The sequence below is a fragment of the Tardiphaga robiniae genome (genome assembly GCF_001618955.1).
GTDB classification, from domain to species: domain Bacteria; phylum Pseudomonadota; class Alphaproteobacteria; order Rhizobiales; family Xanthobacteraceae; genus Tardiphaga; species Tardiphaga robiniae_A.
The window spans coordinates 73,030-93,148 of the sequence record NZ_LVYV01000002.1 but is presented as its reverse complement, the minus strand read 5'-3'; the positions used below and the strand labels follow the sequence as shown (position 1 = coordinate 93,148).

The window sequence follows — 20,119 nt, the reverse complement described above, 5'->3', positions numbered from 1 at the left end:
CGGCGGAGCGGCGCCCTGCAGGCGCCCTCCGTCGATACCATTTTTATTGAATATTAACCGGATTACTTCGTTCTTTAAGGCACCTCTTAATGATTGTGCGGCACAGATAGGGTCTGTGAAAAACCGCGCGCGTTTGCGTGCAGGATTTGTGTACGAGTGATGAGTGAGCCCGCCGCCAGGCCCGAGGTCGTCCAGCTTCCGGCTGAAACGCCCGTCGCTGTTCCGCCGCGCAACCGCCGGGCGGCACAACAGCGGGTGCGCGAAGCGCGCGACCGGCTGACCTCGACATCGGGAACGCGCCCCGCTTTCGATCGCGAACTGCTCCGCCAATACGCCCAGACCCGCCTCTCCGCCTCGCTCGTCATCACGCTGCTGGTGGTCGGCACAGGCATCCTGTTCGGGTTCTGGATGCAGCCGCTGCCGGCCGCCGCATGGTCTTGTGGAATGCTGTGCATTCACGCGGTGATCCTGCGCACCTGCAATCGCTATCTGGCGGAAACACCGACACCCAGCAGCACGCATAAATGGCGGCTGCGCTTTATCTTTCTGGACCTGCTCTACGGCCTGTCGTGGACGGTGATCCTGGTGCATCCAACCGGCGTCGACGTCGTCTCCAATTCGCTGATGATGTTCCTGATGCTGCTGGTGGTCGCGGTCTCCAGCATGCTCGCCGCGAGCCTGCCGATTGCCGCCTTTGCCGCCACCGCGCCGGTGACCCTCGGCGTGGCGCTGAGCTTCATCCTGCGCGGCACCTTCGACAACTACGTGCTGGCCGTTCTGGCTGTCGCCGCCGAAGGCTATTTCGCTCTGCTGGCGCAGCGCCTGCATTCGACCACGCTCGCGACGCTGGAAGCCCGCGCCGAGAAAGACGCGCTGATCGGCGAACTCGAACAGGCCAAGGCGATCTCCGACGAAGCGCGCCACCGCGCTGAAGCCGCAAATGTCGCCAAGTCGCGCTTCCTCGCGCAGATGAGCCATGAACTGCGCACGCCGCTGAACGCCATTCTCGGCTTCTCGGAAGTGATGAAGAGCGAGATCTTCGGCGGCCATGCCGTGCCGGTCTACAAGGACTATTCCGCCGACATCCATAATTCCGGCGTGCATCTATTGAATCTGATCAACGAGATCCTCGATCTGTCACGCATCGAAGCCGGCCGCTACGAACTCAACGAAGAAGCCGTCTCGCTCGTGCATGTCGTCGCAGACTGCCATCACCTGTTGAAGCTGCGCGCATCGAGCCGCGGCATCACCATCCACGAAGTGTTCGAACACGGCATGCCGCGGGTCTGGGGCGACGAGCGCGCCTGCCGGCAGATCGTGCTGAACCTGCTGTCCAATTCGATCAAGTTCACGCCGCAGGGCGGCGAGATCTGGCTCAAGGTTGGCTGGACCGCCTCCGGCGGGCAGTATTTGAGCTGCAAGGACACTGGCTCGGGCATCGCCGAAGAAGAGATTCCGATCGTGCTGGCGTCGTTCGGTCAGGGATCGAACTCGATCAAATCTGCCGAACAGGGCGCGGGTCTCGGTCTCCCGATCGCCAAGAGCTTGGTCGACATGCATGGCGGCACGTTCACGCTGAAATCGAAGCTGCGAGTCGGCACCGAAGTGATCATCACTTTCCCGCCGGAGCGTGTGATGTCCGCGCTTGCGCCGATGGCGCCCGATGGGCCACCGTTGCAGCCCGATTACGAGATGAACGTCGCCGACGAAAAGCGTCGGGCCCGTAACAAACCCATCATGAATGCAGGAACCGGGCTGTGATTTCGACGCTTGCGCAAGCAAGCCGATCCGCTTCAATATTACTGGATGAGCAAAGAAACACCGTGCATCGCCGTCTGCTTCATCGACCCCAAGACCAAGCTCTGCCTCGGCTGCGGACGCACGCTGCCGGAGATCGCGCGCTGGGGAAAAATGGACAGCGCGGAGCGTCTGGACACGATGGCACTGCTGCCGGCCCGCATGGCCGAGGCGGGGCTGGAGCCTTCGTCGACATACGCAGCGAAGAGGACATCCGCGGCCACCTGAGAGGCTCGCCATGAGCCGGGTCTTTCTTCTCGTCATCGTCATTGTCGCGACTGCGGGCGCCGCCCTCGCCTATGGCGATCCCAAGCAGATCTCCAAAGCCGGCAATCTCGTCACGGAAATCTTGCGCAAGCAGAGCCCGCCGCCACTGCGGCTGGTCGACGTCCCGCGCGGCAATACGGGCGAATTCGGACTTGAGGCCAAGATCAACGGCGTCAAGACAGCCATGGTGATCGATACCGGCGCAACCTCGGTGGTGCTGACTTATGAAACCGCAAAGGCCGCGGGTCTGCCGCTCGAATTGCTCGACTACAATGTCGACGTCGAGACTGCCGGCGGCCGCACCAAGGCAGCACGATTGACGCTGGATCGCCTCGCCGTCGGCAAGCTGGTCGAGCGATCCGTCCCGGCACTGGTAGTGCCGCGCGGCCAGATGAAGACCAACCTGCTCGGCATGAGCTTTCTCGACCGCCTGGAAAGCTGGGAAGTGCGTGCCGACAGGCTGATGCTGCGCGGTTATCCGTAACTAAGCCGCTTCATCGCTCTTAGTTTGTGCTGCCGGCAACTCCGGCACGCGTTGGTGGAGAGGCAGGCGGGCTGCGGCACACCGAGAAAAAAGATATCGTTGCGCTCATTCAGGCCGTGCTGACCAACAATCTTGACGGGAATCCGACGAAATTGCAAAAGTGAAACGTAGAATGGAAGCCCGAGCGATGACGCGCGCACCTTCCAGGTTAGCGACCAAAATGGCAGTACGCAGCCGTGCTATCCTTCGTGACGCGACCTGTAACGACATTCCCGCACTCATTTGCTTGATACGCCGCTCCTGGCTTGTGGCTTGGGCACCAGAGCTCCCATTTGAAGCCGTACAAGCATTTGCCGCCGCCGACCCGGTCACCAATCATGTTCAGACGATATGGAGATCTTTCGTGGTGGCCACGATCGATACAGACTTGGTCGGCGTTCTCCATGTCACGGGTGATTGCATCGAAACCCTGCACGTAGATCACAAGACTTGGGGTGCCGGCATAGGCTCTCAATTGATGACGTATGCTGAACATCAGATTGCGAAGCACCATGCGATAGGCCGGCTCGAAGTTCGTACATTCAACGAACGTGCGATTAGCTTTTATCAAAGCCGTGGCTGGTCCGAATTCAGGCGCTACCCAGGTTTCGAATGCAACAGCCCAATCGAAAACATCGAGATGCAGAAATCGCTGCGAATCTGTTCCGAGGAGCCAAGCTCGTCAAAGATATAATTGCCTGCACGTAGCCGGGATGCGCGAAGCAACATGCCTAGCCAGAACGATGAGAGGAGACATCTGTCGCTTCTCTCAATCTGGCTGCGCTTGTTAGTATCCTGCAGAGTTATGCCGCTTCGGAAACCGCCGGTTCATCCTCGACCAGTGCAATCGCCTCACGCAACACATTGATGCCGGCGCCATGCTTGACGCCGTTCTCCGCAAGATGTCGCCGGAAGGCGCGTGCGCCGCGCACGCCGTGGAATGCGCCGACAAAATGCCGGGTGATCGAGTGCAGCCGCGTGCCTTGCGCGAGCTGATCCTCGATATAGGGCATCATCGCTTCGAAGGCGTCTTTCATCGTCGCATGCGGCGCCGGCTCGCCAAACAATTCGGGATCGACCGACAGCAAGCGCCAAGGCTCCTGATAGGCGGCGCGACCGAGCATCGCGCCATCCACATGCGCGAGATGAGCAGCGGCTTCAGTGACACCGACGATGCCGCCATTGATGACGATCGGCACGTCGGGCATCGCCGCCTTCAGCCGATAGACGCGGTCGTAGTTCAACGGCGGAATGTTGCGGTTCTCTTTCGGCGACAGGCCGTTGAGCCACGCCTTGCGCGCATGGACGATCAGACCGTCGGCGCCGGCGGCGACCACCGCGCGCGCCAGCGTATCAAGAGCGACTTCGGGATCCTGATCGTCGATGCCGATGCGGCACTTCACGGTGACCGGCACGTCCACCGCCTGCTTCATCGCGGCCACACCGCGAGCTACCAGATCCGGTTCGGCCATCAGGCAGGCCCCAAAACGGCCGTCCTTCACGCGATCCGAGGGGCAGCCGACATTGACGTTGATCTCGTCATAGCCGAAATCCACGCCGATCTTCGCCGCTTCCGCAAGATGCGCCGGCTCAGAGCCACCGAGTTGCAGCGCCACCGGATGTTCGCTGGCGTCAAAGCCAAGCAACCGCGCACGGTCGCCATGGATCACGGCGCCCGTCGTCAGCATCTCCGTATAGAGCCGCGCGCGCTTCGACAGTATCCGGTGAAATACCCTGCAATGGGTATCCGACCAGTCCATCATGGGCGCAACGGAAAAACGGATGTCCTGATACGTCAATCGTCCAATCCATCATCGAGATAAGCTGTTTCCGACCATATCAGAAACAGCCATCAAGTTCAGCCTGCCGGGTTTAACCCTTGTATTCATATAGCAAGCGCGCGCGGATCGTGCCTTCGAGCGCCCGGATATCCGCGAGCACCCGCTGACTGTCCGCGGCGGACGCGTCGGCATCGAGCACGACATAGCCGACGTCGCTGTAAGACTCATAGTATTGCGCAGCAATGTTAACGGCGTGACGCGCGAGCACTTCGTTGAGCCGCCCGAGCATGCCCGGCACATTGCGCTGGACCTGAATGAAACGCGTGCCCGACGGACGCGCCGGCAGCTGCACCTGCGGGAAATTCACGGCGCCCATGGTCGAACCGCTGTCGCTGTAGTCGATCAGCTTGCGCGCGACTTCAGCGCCAATGCGCTCCTGCGCTTCTTCGGTGGAGCCACCGATATGCGGCGTCAGCAGCACGTTCGGCAGTCCCTGAAGCGGCGTCACGAAACGTTCCTGATTGGAGCCGGGCTCGACCGGAAACACGTCCACTGCGGCGCCCCGTAGCTTGCCGTTGCGCAGCGCTTCGGCAAGCGCGTCGAGATCGACCACGGTGCCACGGCTGTTGTTGATGAAATAGGCGCCGTCCTTCATCGCCGCCAGTTCATCGCGGCCGATCATCCCCTGCGTGGCTGGCGTCTCCGGGACGTGCAGGCTGACGACATCGCTCTGCGCCAGCAATTCCTGCAGGCTCGCGACCGGCTCGGTATTGCCATGGCGGAGCCTGTCGGTGTGATCGTAGAAGATCACGCGCATACCCAGAGCCTCCGCCAGATTGGAAAGCTGCGAGCCGATGCTGCCGTAGCCGATGATGCCCAGCGTCTTGCCTCGGACCTCGTGGCTGTCATTCGCCGACTTGTCCCACCGCCCGTCATGCGCAGCATTGGACCGCGGCACGATCCTACGCAACAGCATGACGATTTCGCCGATCACCAGTTCGGCGACGCTGCGGGTGTTGGAAAACGGCGCATTGAACACGGGAATGCCGCTGCGGCGCGCAGCATCGATATCCACCTGGTTGGTGCCGACGCTGAAGCAGCCGACGCCGATGAGCCGGTCTGCGGCATCGAGCACGTCCTGCGTGATCTGGGTGCGCGACCGGATACCCAGAATATGAACGCCCTTGATGGCTTCCTTCAGGGCTTCGCCATCGAGCGCCTTCGGCAGGCGCGTCACGCTCGAATAGCCCGCCGCCTCGATCAGCTCGACCGCGCTGTCGTTCACGCCTTCGAGCAGAAGGATTTTGATCTTGTCTTTCGGGAGGGAAAGCTGCGGCAAAGGCAGGCTGTTCTTGGTCACGGTCGCGGCGTCCTTTGAGCAATGAATGAGATAGAAACCACGCTGGAGCGGTAAAGCCCCGGTTGGTCCGGCTCACATCGTCTGGTTTGGTTTGGCGCCTGTTTAACGTCACCGCGGCGATCTTGCTACGGGTATCTAACCCTTTGAAATCACTTATCTCTGATCCAAGGTCATAGAGAATCCGGCTCGGGACCGCGCCGTGGCCTGCGAGAATCTGGAGTAGCTGGCCCGCCCGCGCGATCTCGCAAGGAACGGAACAGGGCCCGGGAAATTGTCATGCGAATTCAGCGTGAGGCGCCGGAGCGCCTTCCTCCCCCGACTTCAAGGTGCCCCATTTCCGATCTCGATCCCGATACCACCGAGCATGCTGATTTGCGCGGCGGACATTCGCCGTGGTTTGCTGGCCTGCAGCATGCCTCCCGTCAGCCCCTCCCCGAAGACACCACATGCGATGCGCTGATCGTCGGCGCGGGCATCACCGGCGCCCTGATGGCCGAGCAACTGACGCGGCAGGGACTGGATGTGGTCATCGTCGATCGCGAATTGCCTGGGCGCGGCAGTACGGTAGCGAGCACGTCGATGCTGCTATGGGAGATCGATCGCTCGCTGCAGGAGCTGACACATCTCTATGGCTATGAGCGCGCCGCGCGTGCCTATCGCGCCAGCTATGACGCCGTCCATGGATTGAAGGCACTGGTCCGGACGCTCGACCTGCGATGCGACATGCGCGCGAAGGACTCGCTCTATCTTGCCGCAGACGAGAGTGCCAAAGGGCTGATCGAGGAACACGCGCTTCGCGAGCGCGCCGGCCTGCCCGGCACACTCCTCGATCACAAGGCCCTCCTGTCCGAATACGACATTGCCCGGGCGGGTGCCATCGTGTCGCCGGACTCGGCAGATTCCGATCCGTTGCAACTGGCACTGGGACTGCTGAATGTCGCGACGGCGCGCGGCGCGCGATTGTTCGAGGCGGAGACGGCCACGTTCGACTCCGCAGGCCACACCGTCGGCGTTCAATTGATGGACGGCCGTACCGTCGAGGCGCGCCATGTCGTGCTGGCGACCGGCTATGTGATGCCCGACATCGTAAAAACGACCGTGCAAAAGCCGTCATCGAGCTGGGCGATCGCGACGAAGCCGCAGCCGGACAGACTCTGGCGCGACGGTGTGCTGATCTGGGAAGACAGCAAGGATTATCTCTACGCCCGAACCACCACATCCGGCCGCATCATCATCGGCGGCGAAGACAGCGACGAGATCATTGATCCCGATGCACGCGATGCCCTGATCCCTGCCAAGGCACGTGCGCTGAAGGAGAAGCTCGCATCACTCTGGCCACGCGCCGAACTTGCCATCGACTATCGCTGGGCCGGCACTTTCGACACCACGCGCGATGGCCTGCCGCTGATCGGCCCTGTCCCCGGCCATCCGCATCTCTATGCCGCCTATGGTTATGGCGGGAACGGCATCACCTTCAGTTATCTCGCAGCGCAACTGATCGGCGGGATGATCGCGGGCAAACGCTCGCCATTGCTGGATGACTTCGCGCTGCAGCGCGATATCGCCTGAAACTTAGCGCGCTCGACTCGACGAATTCAGCTATCCCCGTGTGATCAAAACGCAGGCGGCGAACGCCCCGTTTTGCGTCAGCGACACTGATTGACTTCCAAAAGACGATTGTTAGCATACAAGTGAATTTTGGCACTCCTGCTCGGGGTTTTTCCATATGAAGCCGGCGCCGTTCACGCGACACGTCCCACGCACCGTGGATGAAGTTGTGAGTGCATTGGCCGAGTTTGCGCCGCTCGATGGCCGCATTCTGGCGGGCGGCCAGAGCCTGGTGCCGATCATGGCGTTCCGCATGGCGCGGCCAGCACACTTAATCGATATCAACGAGGTCGAAGGGCTCGACCGCCTCGCTGTCGACGGCGACTACCTCTCGATTGGCGCGCGGGTGCGCCACGGCGCATTCCACAAGCCTGTCATTGACGGTCCGCTTGGTAAGCTCCTTGCTTTCGTTGTCAGCCACATCGCGCATTATCCGATCCGGATGCGCGGCACGTTTTGCGGCAGCCTCGCCCATGCCGATCCTGCATCGGAGTGGTGCCTCGTCGCGGCAACGCTGGACGCCCAACTGGTCGTGAAGAGTGTGCGCGGCGAACGCATCGTGCCTGTCACCGATTTCCTCGAAGGCATCATGTCGACATCGCTGGCCGAGGACGAATTCCTCGCCGAAGCACGCTTGCCGCTGCTACCCGACGATACCAAATTCGGCTTCTACGAGTTCAGCCGCCGCGCCGGCGATTTCGCGATGTCGGCGGCACTCGTCACCTATCGTCTCGTCGACGGCGTGATCGCCGACGCCCATGTCGGCATCGGCGGTGCCGAAGATCGCGCACGGCGGATTACTGAAGCCGAAGACGTGTTGAACGGTCAGGCTCCTTCGCCGGAACTGTTCGTCGCCGCGGGTGAAGCTGCAGCAAATGCTATCGAGCCGCTGGAGGATATCCAGACCACTGCGGAGTATCGCTGCGATCTGGTCCGCGCTGTCACGCGCCGTGCGCTGGAGCGGTCATTGCAATGACGGTCCACACCAAGGGCTCCGGCACGACCTGGGTCGGGCGCTCGATCCGCCGACTCGAGGACCCCGCCCTCGTCACCGGCCGCGGCCGCTTCACCGCGGATATGCCGGCCACGCACTGGGTGCGCTTCGTCCGCAGCGGCGTGGCTGCAGGAACGATCAAGAACATCACGGCGCCGGAGGGCGCAAGCATCGTCACGGCCAAGGACCTCGCAAAGCTGAAGCCGATCCGGCCCATGCTGAGCAAGTTCAACTATGTCGCCGTGGGTCAGCCAATCCTTGCCGATGGCGTGGTGCGGTTCACAGGTGAGTCCATCGCGGCCGTCTACGCGCCGAGCAAGGATCAGGCGGAGGACATCGCCGATCAGATCGAGGTCGAGATATCCGAAGGTGCGCCGCTGATCGATGCGATGGATGCGCTTGCTGGAGACGCTCCGCTGGTTCACGCCGACACCAAGCACAACGTGATCGTCGAGGGTCGCATCGCGACACCCGGCTTCGAGGATGTTTGGAAGACCGCACACAAGGTGCTGCATGTTGAAGCGCGCTCGCACCGTCAGAATGCGACGCCTATGGAGGCCCGCGCCGGCCATGCCGCCTATGATGGTTCGACCGGCCGCGTGACGCTGACCTGCACCACGCAGATGCCGCATCTGACACGCACGGCGGTGTGCGATATCCTCGGCATTCCCGAATCCGACCTACGCGTCGTCGCCCCCGACGTCGGTGGCGGCTTCGGGCAGAAGATGTCGCTCGCGCCGGAATATGTGCTGCTGGTCTGGCTGGCGCGCAAACTGCGGAGCTCCGTAGCCTGGACCGAGGATCGTCGCGAAAACCTGATCGCAAGCTTCCACAGCCGAGATCAACACGTCCAGCTCGAAGGCGCGTTCGACAAGAGCGGCAAGCTGCTCGCTTTGCGCGGCGACATTGTCGCCAATATCGGCGCCTACTCTTGCTTTCCCACGACCTGCGGCGTCGAACCCTTGATGGCACTGGCCGAACTTCCCGGCCCCTATGACGTGCGCGCCTATGATTGTCGCTCGCGCGGCGTGATGACCAATACCTGTCCGATGGCCCCCTATCGCGGCGTCTCGCGACCGGTGATCACCTTCGTGCTCGAACGGCTCATGGACAAGGCTGCCGCAGCCTTCGGCATTGAACCGACTGAATTGCGTCGCCGAAACCTCATCGACAAATTTCCCTACACATCGGCGACCGGTCTCGTCTTCGACGACGGCAGCTACAAGGAAACCATGGAGATGGCCATTAAGGCCATCGACCTCGACGCATTCCGCAAGCGCCAGAAGACTGCACGCGATGCCGGCCGCTATCTCGGTATCGGCTTTGCGACCTTCTCCGAACGCACCGGCTATGGCAGCCCCGCTTTCGCGGCGCGCGGCATGGAGATCACTCCGGGCTTCGAGACCGTGTATCTGACCATCGATCCCTCGGGCTTCGTCGAAGCGCGGATCGGCTCGTCGCCGCATGGTCAGGGCCTGCGCACATCGCTGGCGCAGATCATTGCCGACGAGATCGGAATCGATCCGGAATTCATCAAGGTGGTTCATGGCGACACCGATCGCTCGCCCTATGGCTGGGGCACCTTTGCCAGCCGTTCGTTGGTGCTGTCGGGCGGCGCCAGCCTGCTAGCCGCGCAAAAAATCCGCGCCAAACTGCTGAAGATGGCGAGCCATTTCCTTGAAGCAGCGCCCGAAGACATCACGCTGCAGTCCGGCTCGGCGCATGTCATCGGGACCGACCGCTCGGTGACTATCGCGTCAATGGCCCGTGCGGCCTATCACCAAACCCATATCTTCAAGGGCGAGATCGAACCGGGTCTCACCGAAACCGGCACTTACGATCCATCCGGAACCTTCTCCAATGCCTGCCATGTCGCGATTGTCGAGGTCGATATCGAGACCGGCCGTGTCGAGATGGAGAAGTTTCTGGTCGCGGAGGATGCCGGGCTGATCATCAATCCGATGATCGCTGACGGTCAAGTCCATGGCGGTGTCGCGCAGGGCATCGGCAACGCGCTGCTGGAAGAGATCATCTATGACGAGACCGGAAATATCCTGACCAGCACACTGGCTGATTTCCTGCCGCCGACAACGCGCGAAATTCCCGAAATCGAGCTGCATCACGTCGAGACCCTGACCGGTAACTCCATCACCAAGGCCAAGGGCCTCGGTGAAGGCGGGGCCATCGGCGCGCCGGCAGCGGTGATCTCCGCAATCAACGATGCGCTCTCGCCATTCGGAATCTCCATCGACGAAATGCCGGCAACGCCGCAGCGCATTCGGGCGGCCCTGCGCAGCAGCGGAAAATTGCCAAGCAACGGAAAAACTGCATGAGCGACAAGACCGACATCACCCTCATCATCAACGGCCAGTCCTACGCCATTCGCGTGGAGTCGCGCCGGACCCTCGCCGACGCGATCCGCGAGGATTGCGGCCAGACCGGCACGCATATCGGCTGCGAGCACGGCGTCTGCGGCGCCTGCACCGTGCTGGTCAATGGCGAACCGGTGCGCTCGTGCCTGATGTTCGCCCAGCAGGCGGACGGCAAGCAGATCCGCACCGTCGAAGGCCTCGCCGATGGCGACGAGATGCACCCGATGCAGCGCGCCTTCATGGAAAACCATGGCCTGCAATGCGGTTTCTGCACGCCCGGATTCCTGATGCTCGCCGTCGGCGTACTGGAACGCGAACCGGATATTTCCGACCACGATCTGGTCGACGTGCTGTCGTCGAACCTGTGCCGCTGTACTGGCTATCAGAACATCATCAAGGCGGTGCGCGCTGCCGCGGTGGAGATGCGTCAGTCGTGAGTGCTGCCGCGAAAGCGACCTTGGTCGGCAAGTCCGTCCTCCGCAAGGAAGACGGCCCGCTGCTGCGCGGCCAGGGCAAGTTTGCTGCGGACATCAATTTCCCGAACCAGCTCCATATGCGCGTGGTGCGTTCGACCTATGCCCACGGCAACATCGTCTCCGTCGATCTCGCGCCGGCACTGGCGATTCCGGGCGTGGTCGCCGCCTGGAGCTTTGCCGATGTCGCTGAGATTCCGCCGATCGATTTCCGTCTGACGCGGCTCGAACAACTCGCCGCCTATCGCCAGACCATTCTGGCCAAGGACAAGGTACGCTATGTCGGCGATCCCGTCGCCGTCGTGTTCGCCGAGGACCCCTATCTCGCCGAAGACGCCGCCGAGCATGTCGTGGTCGAGATCGAGGAACTCCCGGTCATCCTGCATGCCGATGGCGAGATCGGCGAATTCCGCGATGGGCTTCCCACTGAGACAGCGCTCATCAAGAAGGGTTATGGCGACGTCGATGGCGCCTTTGCCACGGCGCATGCCGTAGTCAACCTCTCACTCTCCATCGGTCGCCATTCCGGCGTCCCCATGGAAACGCGCGGTGCGATCGGCCACTATATCGCCGAGACCGACATGCTGGAAATGTATGGTGCGGCAAAGGTCCCGCACTGGAATCGCGACCAACTCGCCAAGATGTTTGGCCGCACCGCTGCCAACACCAATCTGTTCGAAGGCCATGTCGGCGGCGGCTTCGGCATTCGCGGCGAGATGTATCCCGAAGACGTTCTCGTCTGCCTCGCCGCGCTGCGCCTCGGACGTCCCGTGAAATGGATAGAGGATCGCCGCGAGCATCTGATCGCGGCCAATCACTCGCGGCAGCAGACCCATCACATCCGCGCGGCGATCGATCGCGACGGCAATATTCTGGCGATCGACAACGAGTTCTTTCACGATCAGGGCGGCTACATGCGCACGCATGCCGCCACCGTGCCCGACCTAGCAGCTGCGATGCTGCCCGGCCCCTATCGCATTCCCGCCTATCGCGTGCTCGGCCATATCCGCCTGACCAACAAGACGCCTGGCGGCACCTATCGCGCGCCCGGCCGCTATGAGAGCACTTTCGTGCGCGAACGCTTGCTGGATGCGGTCGCGGCCAAAGTGGGGATCAGCGGCGTCGAGGTCCGCCGCCGTAACCTCATCGCGACCAGCGAGATGCCGGTCACGCGTGCATTGGAAACGCTCGGCACCGACATCGTGCTGGATTCAGGCGATTATCCGAAGCTGCTGGACAAGGCGCTGAATGGCATCGGCTGGGACGACCTGCAGACGCAGATTACGTCGCGTCGCAAGGCGGGCGAACTGGTCGGCTCCGGCGTCGCCATGTTCGTCGAGAAAAGCGGTCTTGGCCCGTTCGACGATGTGCGGATCAATGTCGGGACCGACGGGCTCGTGGAAGTCGTCACCGGCGCCGCTTCGGTCGGCCAGGGCGTCGAAACTGTCATCGCTCAGATTTGCGCAGAGAAACTCGGCGCCAGCTATGCCAATGTCAGCGTGATCCACGGCCAGACCAACCGTATCGCCAGAGGTCTCGGCGCCTTCGCCTCGCGCGTCTCCGTGATGACGGGCGAAGCGACGCGGCAAGCCGCGCTGAAGCTGCGCGACAAGGCTCTCGCGGCCGCAGCTGAATTGATGCAGTTGACGGCCGATCAACTCGATATCGTGGATGGCGAGATTGTCCGCCTTGATGGCAGCACCGGCCCGTCCATGACACTTGCCGAGATCGCGAAAGCGCTCGAACCGGGAAGCAATCTGGTTGGTGATGGCGAACCTGGCCTGTTCGCCGAAGCATCGTTCGAATCCAAGCATATGACCTACCCATACGGCGTCCATGTCGCCGTCGTCTCGCTGGCGCGCGATACAGGCGGCATCAGCGTCGAGCGGTATCTCGTCGCCTATGACATCGGCAAAGCGATCAACCCGATGCTGGTCGATGGCCAAATCGTTGGCGGCGTGGCCCAAGGCATCGGCGGTGCGCTTTATGAAGAGTTCACCTACGACGACCGCGGCGAACCGCTGGCGGTAACCTTCGCCGACTATTTGATGCCGACGGCCCGCGAAGTACCTGATGTGGAAGTGATCATTTCCGAGGATGCGCCGAGCCCGCTCAACCCGATGGGGCTCAAGGGCGCCGGCGAAGGCGGCACCAATGCCGTCGGCGCAGCGATTGCAGCGGCCATCGACGACGCGCTCGGCCAGCCCGGCGCCATCACGCAGCTGCCGGTCTCGCCGCAGAGGATCAAGGCGCTTGTCAAACGAACTAATATCTAGATCAAGAGGCCTCGTACAAAAACTGGGTCGCCTTATCTCCAGCTATCTGCTCAAAGGCATACTTTAGTCCTTCTTCAGGGATTTGCGAAGCTAACGAAGCCGCAATTAAAACCTTTGATGCGTTGCTCTTCAAATTCTTGTCGGATCCCTCTAACTCATCCATGAAGACTTTAATTTCGTACGCGCTCCGCAACCCAAACATTCTTAATATCTGCAATTTCTCGCCCAGATAGACCCAAGCCAATGCCTGCCCCACTATATCAACCACATAATCAAACGACAGATTCGTCCGCATGGTCAGAAGAATGGGATCGCACCAAGCCAACTGCGGTATCGTCGTAATATCCGCGTCTTCGATGCGATCAGCTATAGATCGATCAATTCCCGAGAGCGTCGCAACCTGATCAGGCGCGCTATTCGCACCGAGTTCAATTTTCAATTTATCATTCACCAACCGGCGCAATATTGTACTGATAGTCTCCAACGGGAAAACGCCAACTGCGAAACTTATGAAAAGCCCTAAGTCAGCGCTAACGACCGCAGCGAAAGCAAATCCAACGGGGACGGCCATACTTAAGCGTAGCGCGCCGCGCATAATTGCAGAGGTCGTGACATTTCGGCGCTGTGCCCGACCGAGGAAGTCCCAAGCTACAAATGTGTATGCTCCGGCTACTGCGGCACAGGCGGCGCTGAATTTTTGGCTTCTACCGTTAGCAATCTCCACTAACTCCGATCCCAAAAATAGCGTCACGGCTACAACAACGCAAAAAATAAGAAGTAGCGGAATGAGAAAGCGCCTTCTTCCGTACCAAGTGTAGTAGAGTTCTGAAAATTCACTCTCCACTTTGGGCAATTCGACGGTCCGGTCCCAGAAGACACTCAAGTAAGTCTTCTTAGCTTCCGTTCGCAAACTGCTGTTGATTTCCTCTGCCTTGCGACTCCAGCCGTAAAGTAAGAAGTTTCCAAGAGGCTGCAGAATTAGACAAGCCAACAATGCTGCGATCAGAACGAGTTGCCAATGCTCGCCGATGCCTCTGATAGCCGACGAGATCCATGCGCCAAACATGCCAAGTGTCCCACAGTGCAGCGATCCAGTAGCAGGGCTTCATCGTGGGATGCACATGCATGACAACTGGCGCTTGATGAAACATATAAATTAACGAAATTGGAAAACAATTTAAAATTGTAATTTTAGTCTATACGTTATCCACGTCGAGCGCAAACTCCGCTCAGACGCTGCAAGGCAGGTCAAGCTGACTAAAATCTGACGTTGTGCGATGAATACCCGGGCGAACTACGTGATCTTCTTCAGCAATCGCGTCAGCGTGCGCTGCTCTTCGGCCGTCAGCGGCCGAAGCGTCTTGGCGCTGACTTCCGCGGCGACGCGGATGGCGGCCTCGACCACGCGGGCGCCCTTCTCGGTCAGCGACACCGCACGGCGACGGCGATCCGTGGGGTCGCTACCGGTGGTGATGAAACCACGCAGGCCCAGCCGATCGACCACACCCTTGATGGTGGCGGCATCGAGATAGACCAGGCGGCCGAGATGGTTCTGCGAACTCGGACCGACCTCATGCAGCTTCGCCAGCACGGCAAATTGCGTCTGGGTCAGATCCTCGATCATGTTGGACATGAAGATGGAGGTGTGGCGCTGCATCGCCACGCGCATCAGGAAGCCGACCTGGGCGTCAAGGACATAGTCCGGCGACGGCTCCACGGCCGGAAGGGCCTTCAGCTTGCTCGGTTTCTGCGCCATGTCGTCCCCGATGATCTCTTGCTAGTTATGGACGATCTTCGGTTGTTGCGACAGATGAAGTTTTGATCGTTACACCGTCAAATAAGCCCGCTGAATGTCAATATTCTCCGCGAGCTCGGCCATAGTTCCGTTCCATTGGATTTGTCCCTTCTCCAGGACATAGGCTCTGTCGGACACCAGTTCGGCGAAATGAACATTCTGCTCGGACAGCAGGATCGATACGCCCGCCTTCTTGAGCTCGAGAATGGTGTTGGCCATCAACTCGACGATCAGGGGGGCGACGCCCTCGGACGGCTCGTCCAACAGCATCAGCAGCGGATTGCCCATCAGCGTCCGCGCCACCGTGAGCATCTGCTGTTCGCCACCGCTCATCCGACCGCCCGGACGGTTCGGCATTTCGCCGAGATTGGGAAACAGCGCCAGCAGCTTCTCTTCGGTCCAGACCGGCGCCGGCACGCCGTCGCTGAACTTGCGCGGCGGCTGGCGACCGATGTCGAGATTTTCCAATACCGTCAGATCGGAGAAGATACGACGGTCTTCCGGCGTGAAGCCGAGGCCGAGCCGCGCGATCTCGTAAGGCTGCTTGCCGGAGATATCGTGGCCGTCGAACCGGATCTTGCCAGTGGACTGCGCCATCAGGCCCATGATGGCCTTCATGGTCGTGGTCTTGCCGGCGCCGTTGCGGCCCATCAGTGCGACGACTTCGCCGCGCCCGACCTGCAGGCTGAGGTCGTAAAGGATCTGCGCGGCGCCATAGGAGGCGCCGAAATTTTCGACCGAGAGCATCGGAGCGCTCATCAGTGGGCCCCCGATTTCTGGAATGTCTTGCCGGTGCCGAAATACACTTCCCTCACCTGCGGATTGTCACGGATCGACTTGGCGTCACCGTCGGCGATCAGCCGGCCCCGCGCCAACACGATGATGCGATCGGCGAAGGCGAACACCACATCCATCGAATGTTCGGTGAACAGCACGGAGATGCCCTTCTCGATCACCAGACGTTTCACCAGCGCAATCAGGTCGTTGCGCTCCTTGGGCGCCATGCCGGCCGTCGGCTCGTCCATCAGCAGCAGGCGGGGATCGTTGGCGAGCGCAATCGCCAGCTCGACGCGCTTGACGTCGCCATAAGCCAGTTCACGGCTCGGCCGGTCGGCCGCATCCTGCATGCCGACTTGCGCGAGCAGCTCCAGCGCGCGTTCACGATGCAGCGACGACGCCGGCTTCCACAGCCGATAGACCTGATTGGCGTGAGAGATCAGTGCCATCTGCACATTCTCGATGACCGTCATCGAATTGAACGTCGCGGCCACCTGAAAGGTACGACCGATACCAAGGCGCCAGATATCGCGTGGCTTCTTGCCGTTGAGCTTGGCGCCCTCGAACAAGATCTCGCCGGAATCCGGCGGCAGCTGGCCGTTGATCATGTTGAAGCAGGTCGACTTGCCGGCGCCGTTGGGGCCGATCAGCGCGAGGAATTCACCACGCTTGATGTCGAACGAGACCTCGTTGACGGCACGAACGCCGCCGAAGGTTTTCGACAGGGAACGAATGGCGAGGTCGCTCATGATGCGGCCTTCGATGTTGTCTTTCGTCGCGAGATCAGCTTGACGAAACCGCCGACGATGCCACTCGGGAACGCCAGTACCAGCAGCAGGATGATGCCGCCGAGCAAGGCCCGCCAGTATTCTGTCGAACGCATCATGAAATCCTGCAGCACCGCATAGACCGACGCACCGACGATCGGGCCGGTCAGGGTCTGGATGCCGCCGAGGAGAACCATGACGAGACCATCAATGGAGCGGCTGACGCCGATGGTTTCCGGCGAGATCGAGCCCTTGGCGAAGGCGAACAGCCCGCCGGCGATGCCGCAGACTGCACCGGCAATAGCGAAAGCGAGCCAGTGCACGCGCTTGACGTCGAGACCGATGGCTTCAGCGCGCAAGGGGGAGTCACGCCCTGCCCGCATCGCGTAACCGAATGGCGCGAAGAGGAATTTGCGGAGCAGAAACACGCCGAGCACCGCCAGTGCGAGTGTCAGGAAATAGAATGCCCCACGGCTGTCGAACGGCGCCGACGGCCACACCCCGAGTACGCCGTTGGAGCCGCCGGTGAGTGTTTCCCACTGGAACACGGCCGCCCATACGATCTGGGCGAAGGCGAGCGTGAGCATCGCCAGATAGACACCGGACAGTCGCACAGCGAACCAGCCGAACAGCAGCGCGCCGAACAGCGCCAGCACTGGCGCGGCTGCCAGTGCGAGTCCCATCGGCGCAGCAAACCATTTCACCAGCAGCGCTGCGCCGTAAGCACCGAGGCCGAAATAGGCCGCGTGGCCGAAGGAATGCATACCGCCCGGCCCCATGATGAAATGCAGGCTGGTCGCGAACAGCACGGCGATCAACACGTCGATACCCAACACCAGCGTATAGGGCGAGTTCTTGGCGATCAGTGGCAGGCACACGAGAACGACAAGAAGGATGAGGCCAGCGATCTTCGTGGCCGCAGTCGCCGGACGTAGCGGCTCTTCAGGCTCGGCGACACTGCGCACGGCTACCTGCTCCCGACCGAGCAGACCATATGGTCGCGCAATCAACACTGCAGCCATCACGAGGAATTCCGCCACCAGCGTCAGTTTGGAGAAATTCACCGTGAAGCCGCCAAAATTCACGACGCCGAGGCCGATGCACAGCGCCTTGACCTCGGCGATGATGACTGCAGCGAGATAGGCACCAGAAATGGACCCCATGCCGCCGACCACGACGACGACGAAGGCGTCGCCGATCACGATCAGATCGGTCGCCAGCGTCGCCGGCTCGCGCGCGATCTGCAGCGCGCCGCCAAGGCCAGCGAGCAATGCGCCGAGCGCGAACACGCCCGTGAACAGCATGGCCTGGTTGACGCCGAGCGCGCCCACCATCTCACGGTCCTGCGTGGCCGCACGCATCAGACGGCCGAAGCGGGTCTTGGCCAGCGCCAGATGCAGCATCCACAGCACGAACGGGCCGACGAAAATCAGGAAGATATCGTAAGTGGGCAGCCGGCGGCCGAGCACCTCGATGGAGCCGGTCAGGCCTGGCGCGCGCGGGCCAAGCAAATCCTCAGGACCCCAGATCCACAGCGTCGCGTCGTTGATAACGAGCACCAGCGCGAAAGTGGCGAGCAATTGAAACAGTTCGGGCGCCTTATAGATCCTCCGCAGCAGCAGGATCTCGATGGCAGCGCCGATCAGGGCCACCAGCAAGGCGGTCAGAACAATGCCGCCCCAGAAACCCACGGCACCGCCGACCTTGGTGGCGATGCTGTAAGCGATATAGGTCCCGATCATATAGAGGGACCCGTGGGCGATATTGACGATCCGGGTGACGCCGAAGATCAGCGACAACCCGGCAGCCACGAAGAACAGGCCGGAGGCGGCAGACAGGCCGTTCAGCGCCTGAAACAGAAACGCGTTGAAACTCATCGGAGGAATCCCCCTCCCCGCAACGGGCGCGCGGGGAGAGTATCAACGGCGATCATCGTCGTACTTCCTCTTACTCGGTCGCGGGACGGAGCTTCTTCACTTCAGCGTCGCTGGGCAGCACAGATGCACCATCGACATATTTGAAGTCGCTCATGGTGCCCTTGCCGCCTTCAAGCGCGATCTTGCCGACATAGGCACCCATCGTCGCCTGATGGTCGCTAGCGCGATACATGAACGGGCCGAACGGGCTGTCGAGTTTCAAGCCCTCAAAGGCCGCGATCAGCTTGTCGGTGTCGGTGGAGCCTGCCTTAGCGATGCCGGCCGCGAGCGAGGTCATGGTCACATAGCCGACGATCGAACCGAGACGCGGATAGTCATTGTACTTCTTTTGATAGGCCGTCAGGAAGGCCAGGTATTCCGGGGTCTTGATCTTGTCCCAGGGATAGCCGGTGACGATCCAGCCGACCGGCGCTTCTTCCTTCACCGGATCGAGATATTCCGGCTCGCCCGACAGCAGGCTCACGACGGTGCGATCCTTGAACACGCCGCGTGTAGTGCCCTCGCGCACCAGCTTGGAGAAGTCCGCGCCGAACAGCACGTTGAAGATCGCGTCCGGCTTAGCATCGTCGATGGCCTGCACGACGGCGCCGGCGTCAACCTTGCCGAGCGGCGGCGCCTGCTCGGTGACGAATTCGATGTCAGGCTGCTTGGCCTTCATCATTTCCTTGAAGGTCGCGACCGCGGCCTGCCCGTATTCGAAGTTCGGATAGACCAGTGCCCAACGCTTCTTCTTGGCAGCAAGCGCATCCGGCAGCAGCATCGCGACCTGCATATAGGTCGTGGCACGCAGGCGGAACGTATACTTGTTGCCGTTCTGCCAAGTGATCTTGTCGGTCAGCGGCTCGGCAGCGAGGAAGAACACTTTCTTCTTGCCGGCGAATTCGGTCACCGCGAGACCGATATGCGAGAGGAACGTTCCGGCGATGATGTTGACGCCTTCGCGCGTCACCAGCTCATCGGCCACGCGCACTGCATCACCCGGCGTGGAGCCATCATCGCGCGAAATCACTTCAAGCTTCTTGCCGAGCACGCCGCCCTTGGCATTGATCTGTTCGATCGCCAGCTCCCAGCCCTTTTTGTAGGGATCGAGGAACGCGGTCTGTGTCTTGTAGCTGTTGAGCTCACCGATCTTGATCGTGTCCTGCGCGCGCGCCGCGTGGCCGAACGACAATGTCAGTGCGCCGGCCATTGTGCCGGCAATCGCGAGTGAGTGAAGGGAACGAGCCGTCATCATGATCGAACTCCGTTGTGATCGACGTTTGCGATAGAAGTGATTCTCGCCGAAGCCTTCGCAAGAAACGGATCAACCGTTCGCCCTTGCGTCGCTTGCAGCCCCATGTTTGCAACGCGAATTAGTTTGTACGCAAATAGTCCGGCGCACCCTCTTCGTTG

At 61.2% G+C, this 20,119-nt stretch carries 17 protein-coding genes; 9 read left to right on the top strand and 8 right to left on the bottom strand.

Going from position 1 to position 20,119, the window contains the following annotated elements:
* Positions 1 to 159 precede the first annotated feature (159 nt).
* From A4A58_RS06000 to A4A58_RS05985, 4 genes are all read left to right on the top strand, one after another.
* Positions 160 to 1,761 (top strand): sensor histidine kinase, encoded by a 1,602-nt coding sequence (locus A4A58_RS06000; RefSeq protein ID WP_068730553.1) that lies wholly within the window; start codon positions 160 to 162, stop codon positions 1,759 to 1,761.
* Positions 1,762 to 1,806: 45 nt separating this feature from the next.
* Positions 1,807 to 2,025, top strand: a complete 219-nt coding sequence (locus tag A4A58_RS05995) for a DUF1289 domain-containing protein (protein ID WP_068730727.1) — start codon at positions 1,807 to 1,809, stop codon at positions 2,023 to 2,025.
* A 10-nt stretch (positions 2,026 to 2,035) separates the two neighbouring features.
* Positions 2,036 to 2,548 (top strand): TIGR02281 family clan AA aspartic protease, encoded by a 513-nt coding sequence (locus A4A58_RS05990; RefSeq protein WP_068730552.1) that lies wholly within the window; start codon positions 2,036 to 2,038, stop codon positions 2,546 to 2,548.
* A 220-nt stretch (positions 2,549 to 2,768) separates the two neighbouring features.
* Positions 2,769 to 3,281, top strand: coding sequence for a GNAT family N-acetyltransferase (locus A4A58_RS05985; RefSeq protein WP_204378166.1), 513 nt, complete (start codon positions 2,769 to 2,771; stop codon positions 3,279 to 3,281).
* Positions 3,282 to 3,390: 109 nt separating this feature from the next.
* Here the strand turns inward: A4A58_RS05985 and dusA are convergent, their stop codons facing one another.
* Complete coding sequence (gene dusA / locus A4A58_RS05980) at positions 3,391 to 4,386, bottom strand: tRNA dihydrouridine(20/20a) synthase DusA (RefSeq protein WP_081421751.1); 996 nt, start codon at positions 4,384 to 4,386, stop codon at positions 3,391 to 3,393.
* Positions 4,387 to 4,459: 73 nt separating this feature from the next.
* On the bottom strand, positions 4,460 to 5,728 hold the full coding sequence (gene serA / locus A4A58_RS05975; protein ID WP_433993611.1) for a phosphoglycerate dehydrogenase: 1,269 nt from the start codon (positions 5,726 to 5,728) through the stop codon (positions 4,460 to 4,462).
* 276 nt (positions 5,729 to 6,004) lie between these two features.
* Here serA and A4A58_RS05970 point away from each other — a divergent pair, with 276 nt between their 5' ends.
* The 5 genes from A4A58_RS05970 to A4A58_RS05950 all read left to right on the top strand — a co-directional run bounded on the left by A4A58_RS05970 (position 6,005) and on the right by A4A58_RS05950 (position 13,451).
* Complete coding sequence (locus A4A58_RS05970) at positions 6,005 to 7,297, top strand: NAD(P)/FAD-dependent oxidoreductase (RefSeq protein ID WP_081421750.1); 1,293 nt, start codon at positions 6,005 to 6,007, stop codon at positions 7,295 to 7,297.
* A 157-nt stretch (positions 7,298 to 7,454) separates the two neighbouring features.
* Positions 7,455 to 8,312, top strand: coding sequence for an FAD binding domain-containing protein (locus A4A58_RS05965; RefSeq protein ID WP_068730549.1), 858 nt, complete (start codon positions 7,455 to 7,457; stop codon positions 8,310 to 8,312).
* Positions 8,309 to 10,663 (top strand): xanthine dehydrogenase family protein molybdopterin-binding subunit, encoded by a 2,355-nt coding sequence (locus A4A58_RS05960; protein WP_068730548.1) that lies wholly within the window; start codon positions 8,309 to 8,311, stop codon positions 10,661 to 10,663. The genes A4A58_RS05965 and A4A58_RS05960 overlap by 4 nt, the downstream gene beginning before the upstream one ends.
* Positions 10,660 to 11,139 (top strand): (2Fe-2S)-binding protein, encoded by a 480-nt coding sequence (locus tag A4A58_RS05955; RefSeq protein ID WP_068730547.1) that lies wholly within the window; start codon positions 10,660 to 10,662, stop codon positions 11,137 to 11,139. The genes A4A58_RS05960 and A4A58_RS05955 overlap by 4 nt, the downstream gene beginning before the upstream one ends.
* Positions 11,136 to 13,451, top strand: a complete 2,316-nt coding sequence (locus tag A4A58_RS05950; RefSeq protein ID WP_068730546.1) for a xanthine dehydrogenase family protein molybdopterin-binding subunit — start codon at positions 11,136 to 11,138, stop codon at positions 13,449 to 13,451. The genes A4A58_RS05955 and A4A58_RS05950 overlap by 4 nt, the downstream gene beginning before the upstream one ends.
* 1 nt (position 13,452) lies before the next feature.
* On the opposite strand, the gene A4A58_RS05945 is transcribed toward A4A58_RS05950, so the two are convergent.
* From A4A58_RS05945 to A4A58_RS05920, 6 genes are all read right to left on the bottom strand, one after another.
* Positions 13,453 to 14,517, bottom strand: a complete 1,065-nt coding sequence (locus A4A58_RS05945) for a hypothetical protein (RefSeq protein ID WP_068730545.1) — start codon at positions 14,515 to 14,517, stop codon at positions 13,453 to 13,455.
* Positions 14,518 to 14,745: 228 nt separating this feature from the next.
* Positions 14,746 to 15,207: a MarR family winged helix-turn-helix transcriptional regulator gene (locus A4A58_RS05940; RefSeq protein ID WP_068730544.1), complete on the bottom strand. Its 462-nt coding sequence runs from the start codon at positions 15,205 to 15,207 to the stop codon at positions 14,746 to 14,748.
* Between the two features lie 69 nt (positions 15,208 to 15,276).
* Positions 15,277 to 16,005, bottom strand: a complete 729-nt coding sequence (locus A4A58_RS05935; protein WP_068730543.1) for an ABC transporter ATP-binding protein — start codon at positions 16,003 to 16,005, stop codon at positions 15,277 to 15,279.
* Positions 16,005 to 16,772 carry an ABC transporter ATP-binding protein gene (locus A4A58_RS05930; RefSeq protein ID WP_068730542.1) on the bottom strand — a complete coding sequence of 256 codons (768 nt, stop codon included), beginning with the start codon at positions 16,770 to 16,772 and terminating at the stop codon, positions 16,005 to 16,007. Before A4A58_RS05930 ends, A4A58_RS05935 begins: the two co-directional genes overlap by 1 nt.
* Positions 16,769 to 18,667, bottom strand: coding sequence for an ABC transporter permease (locus tag A4A58_RS05925; RefSeq protein ID WP_068730541.1), 1,899 nt, complete (start codon positions 18,665 to 18,667; stop codon positions 16,769 to 16,771). Before A4A58_RS05925 ends, A4A58_RS05930 begins: the two co-directional genes overlap by 4 nt.
* Positions 18,668 to 18,737: 70 nt before the next feature.
* Positions 18,738 to 19,958, bottom strand: coding sequence for an ABC transporter substrate-binding protein (locus tag A4A58_RS05920; RefSeq protein WP_068730724.1), 1,221 nt, complete (start codon positions 19,956 to 19,958; stop codon positions 18,738 to 18,740).
* Positions 19,959 to 20,119 lie beyond the last annotated feature (161 nt).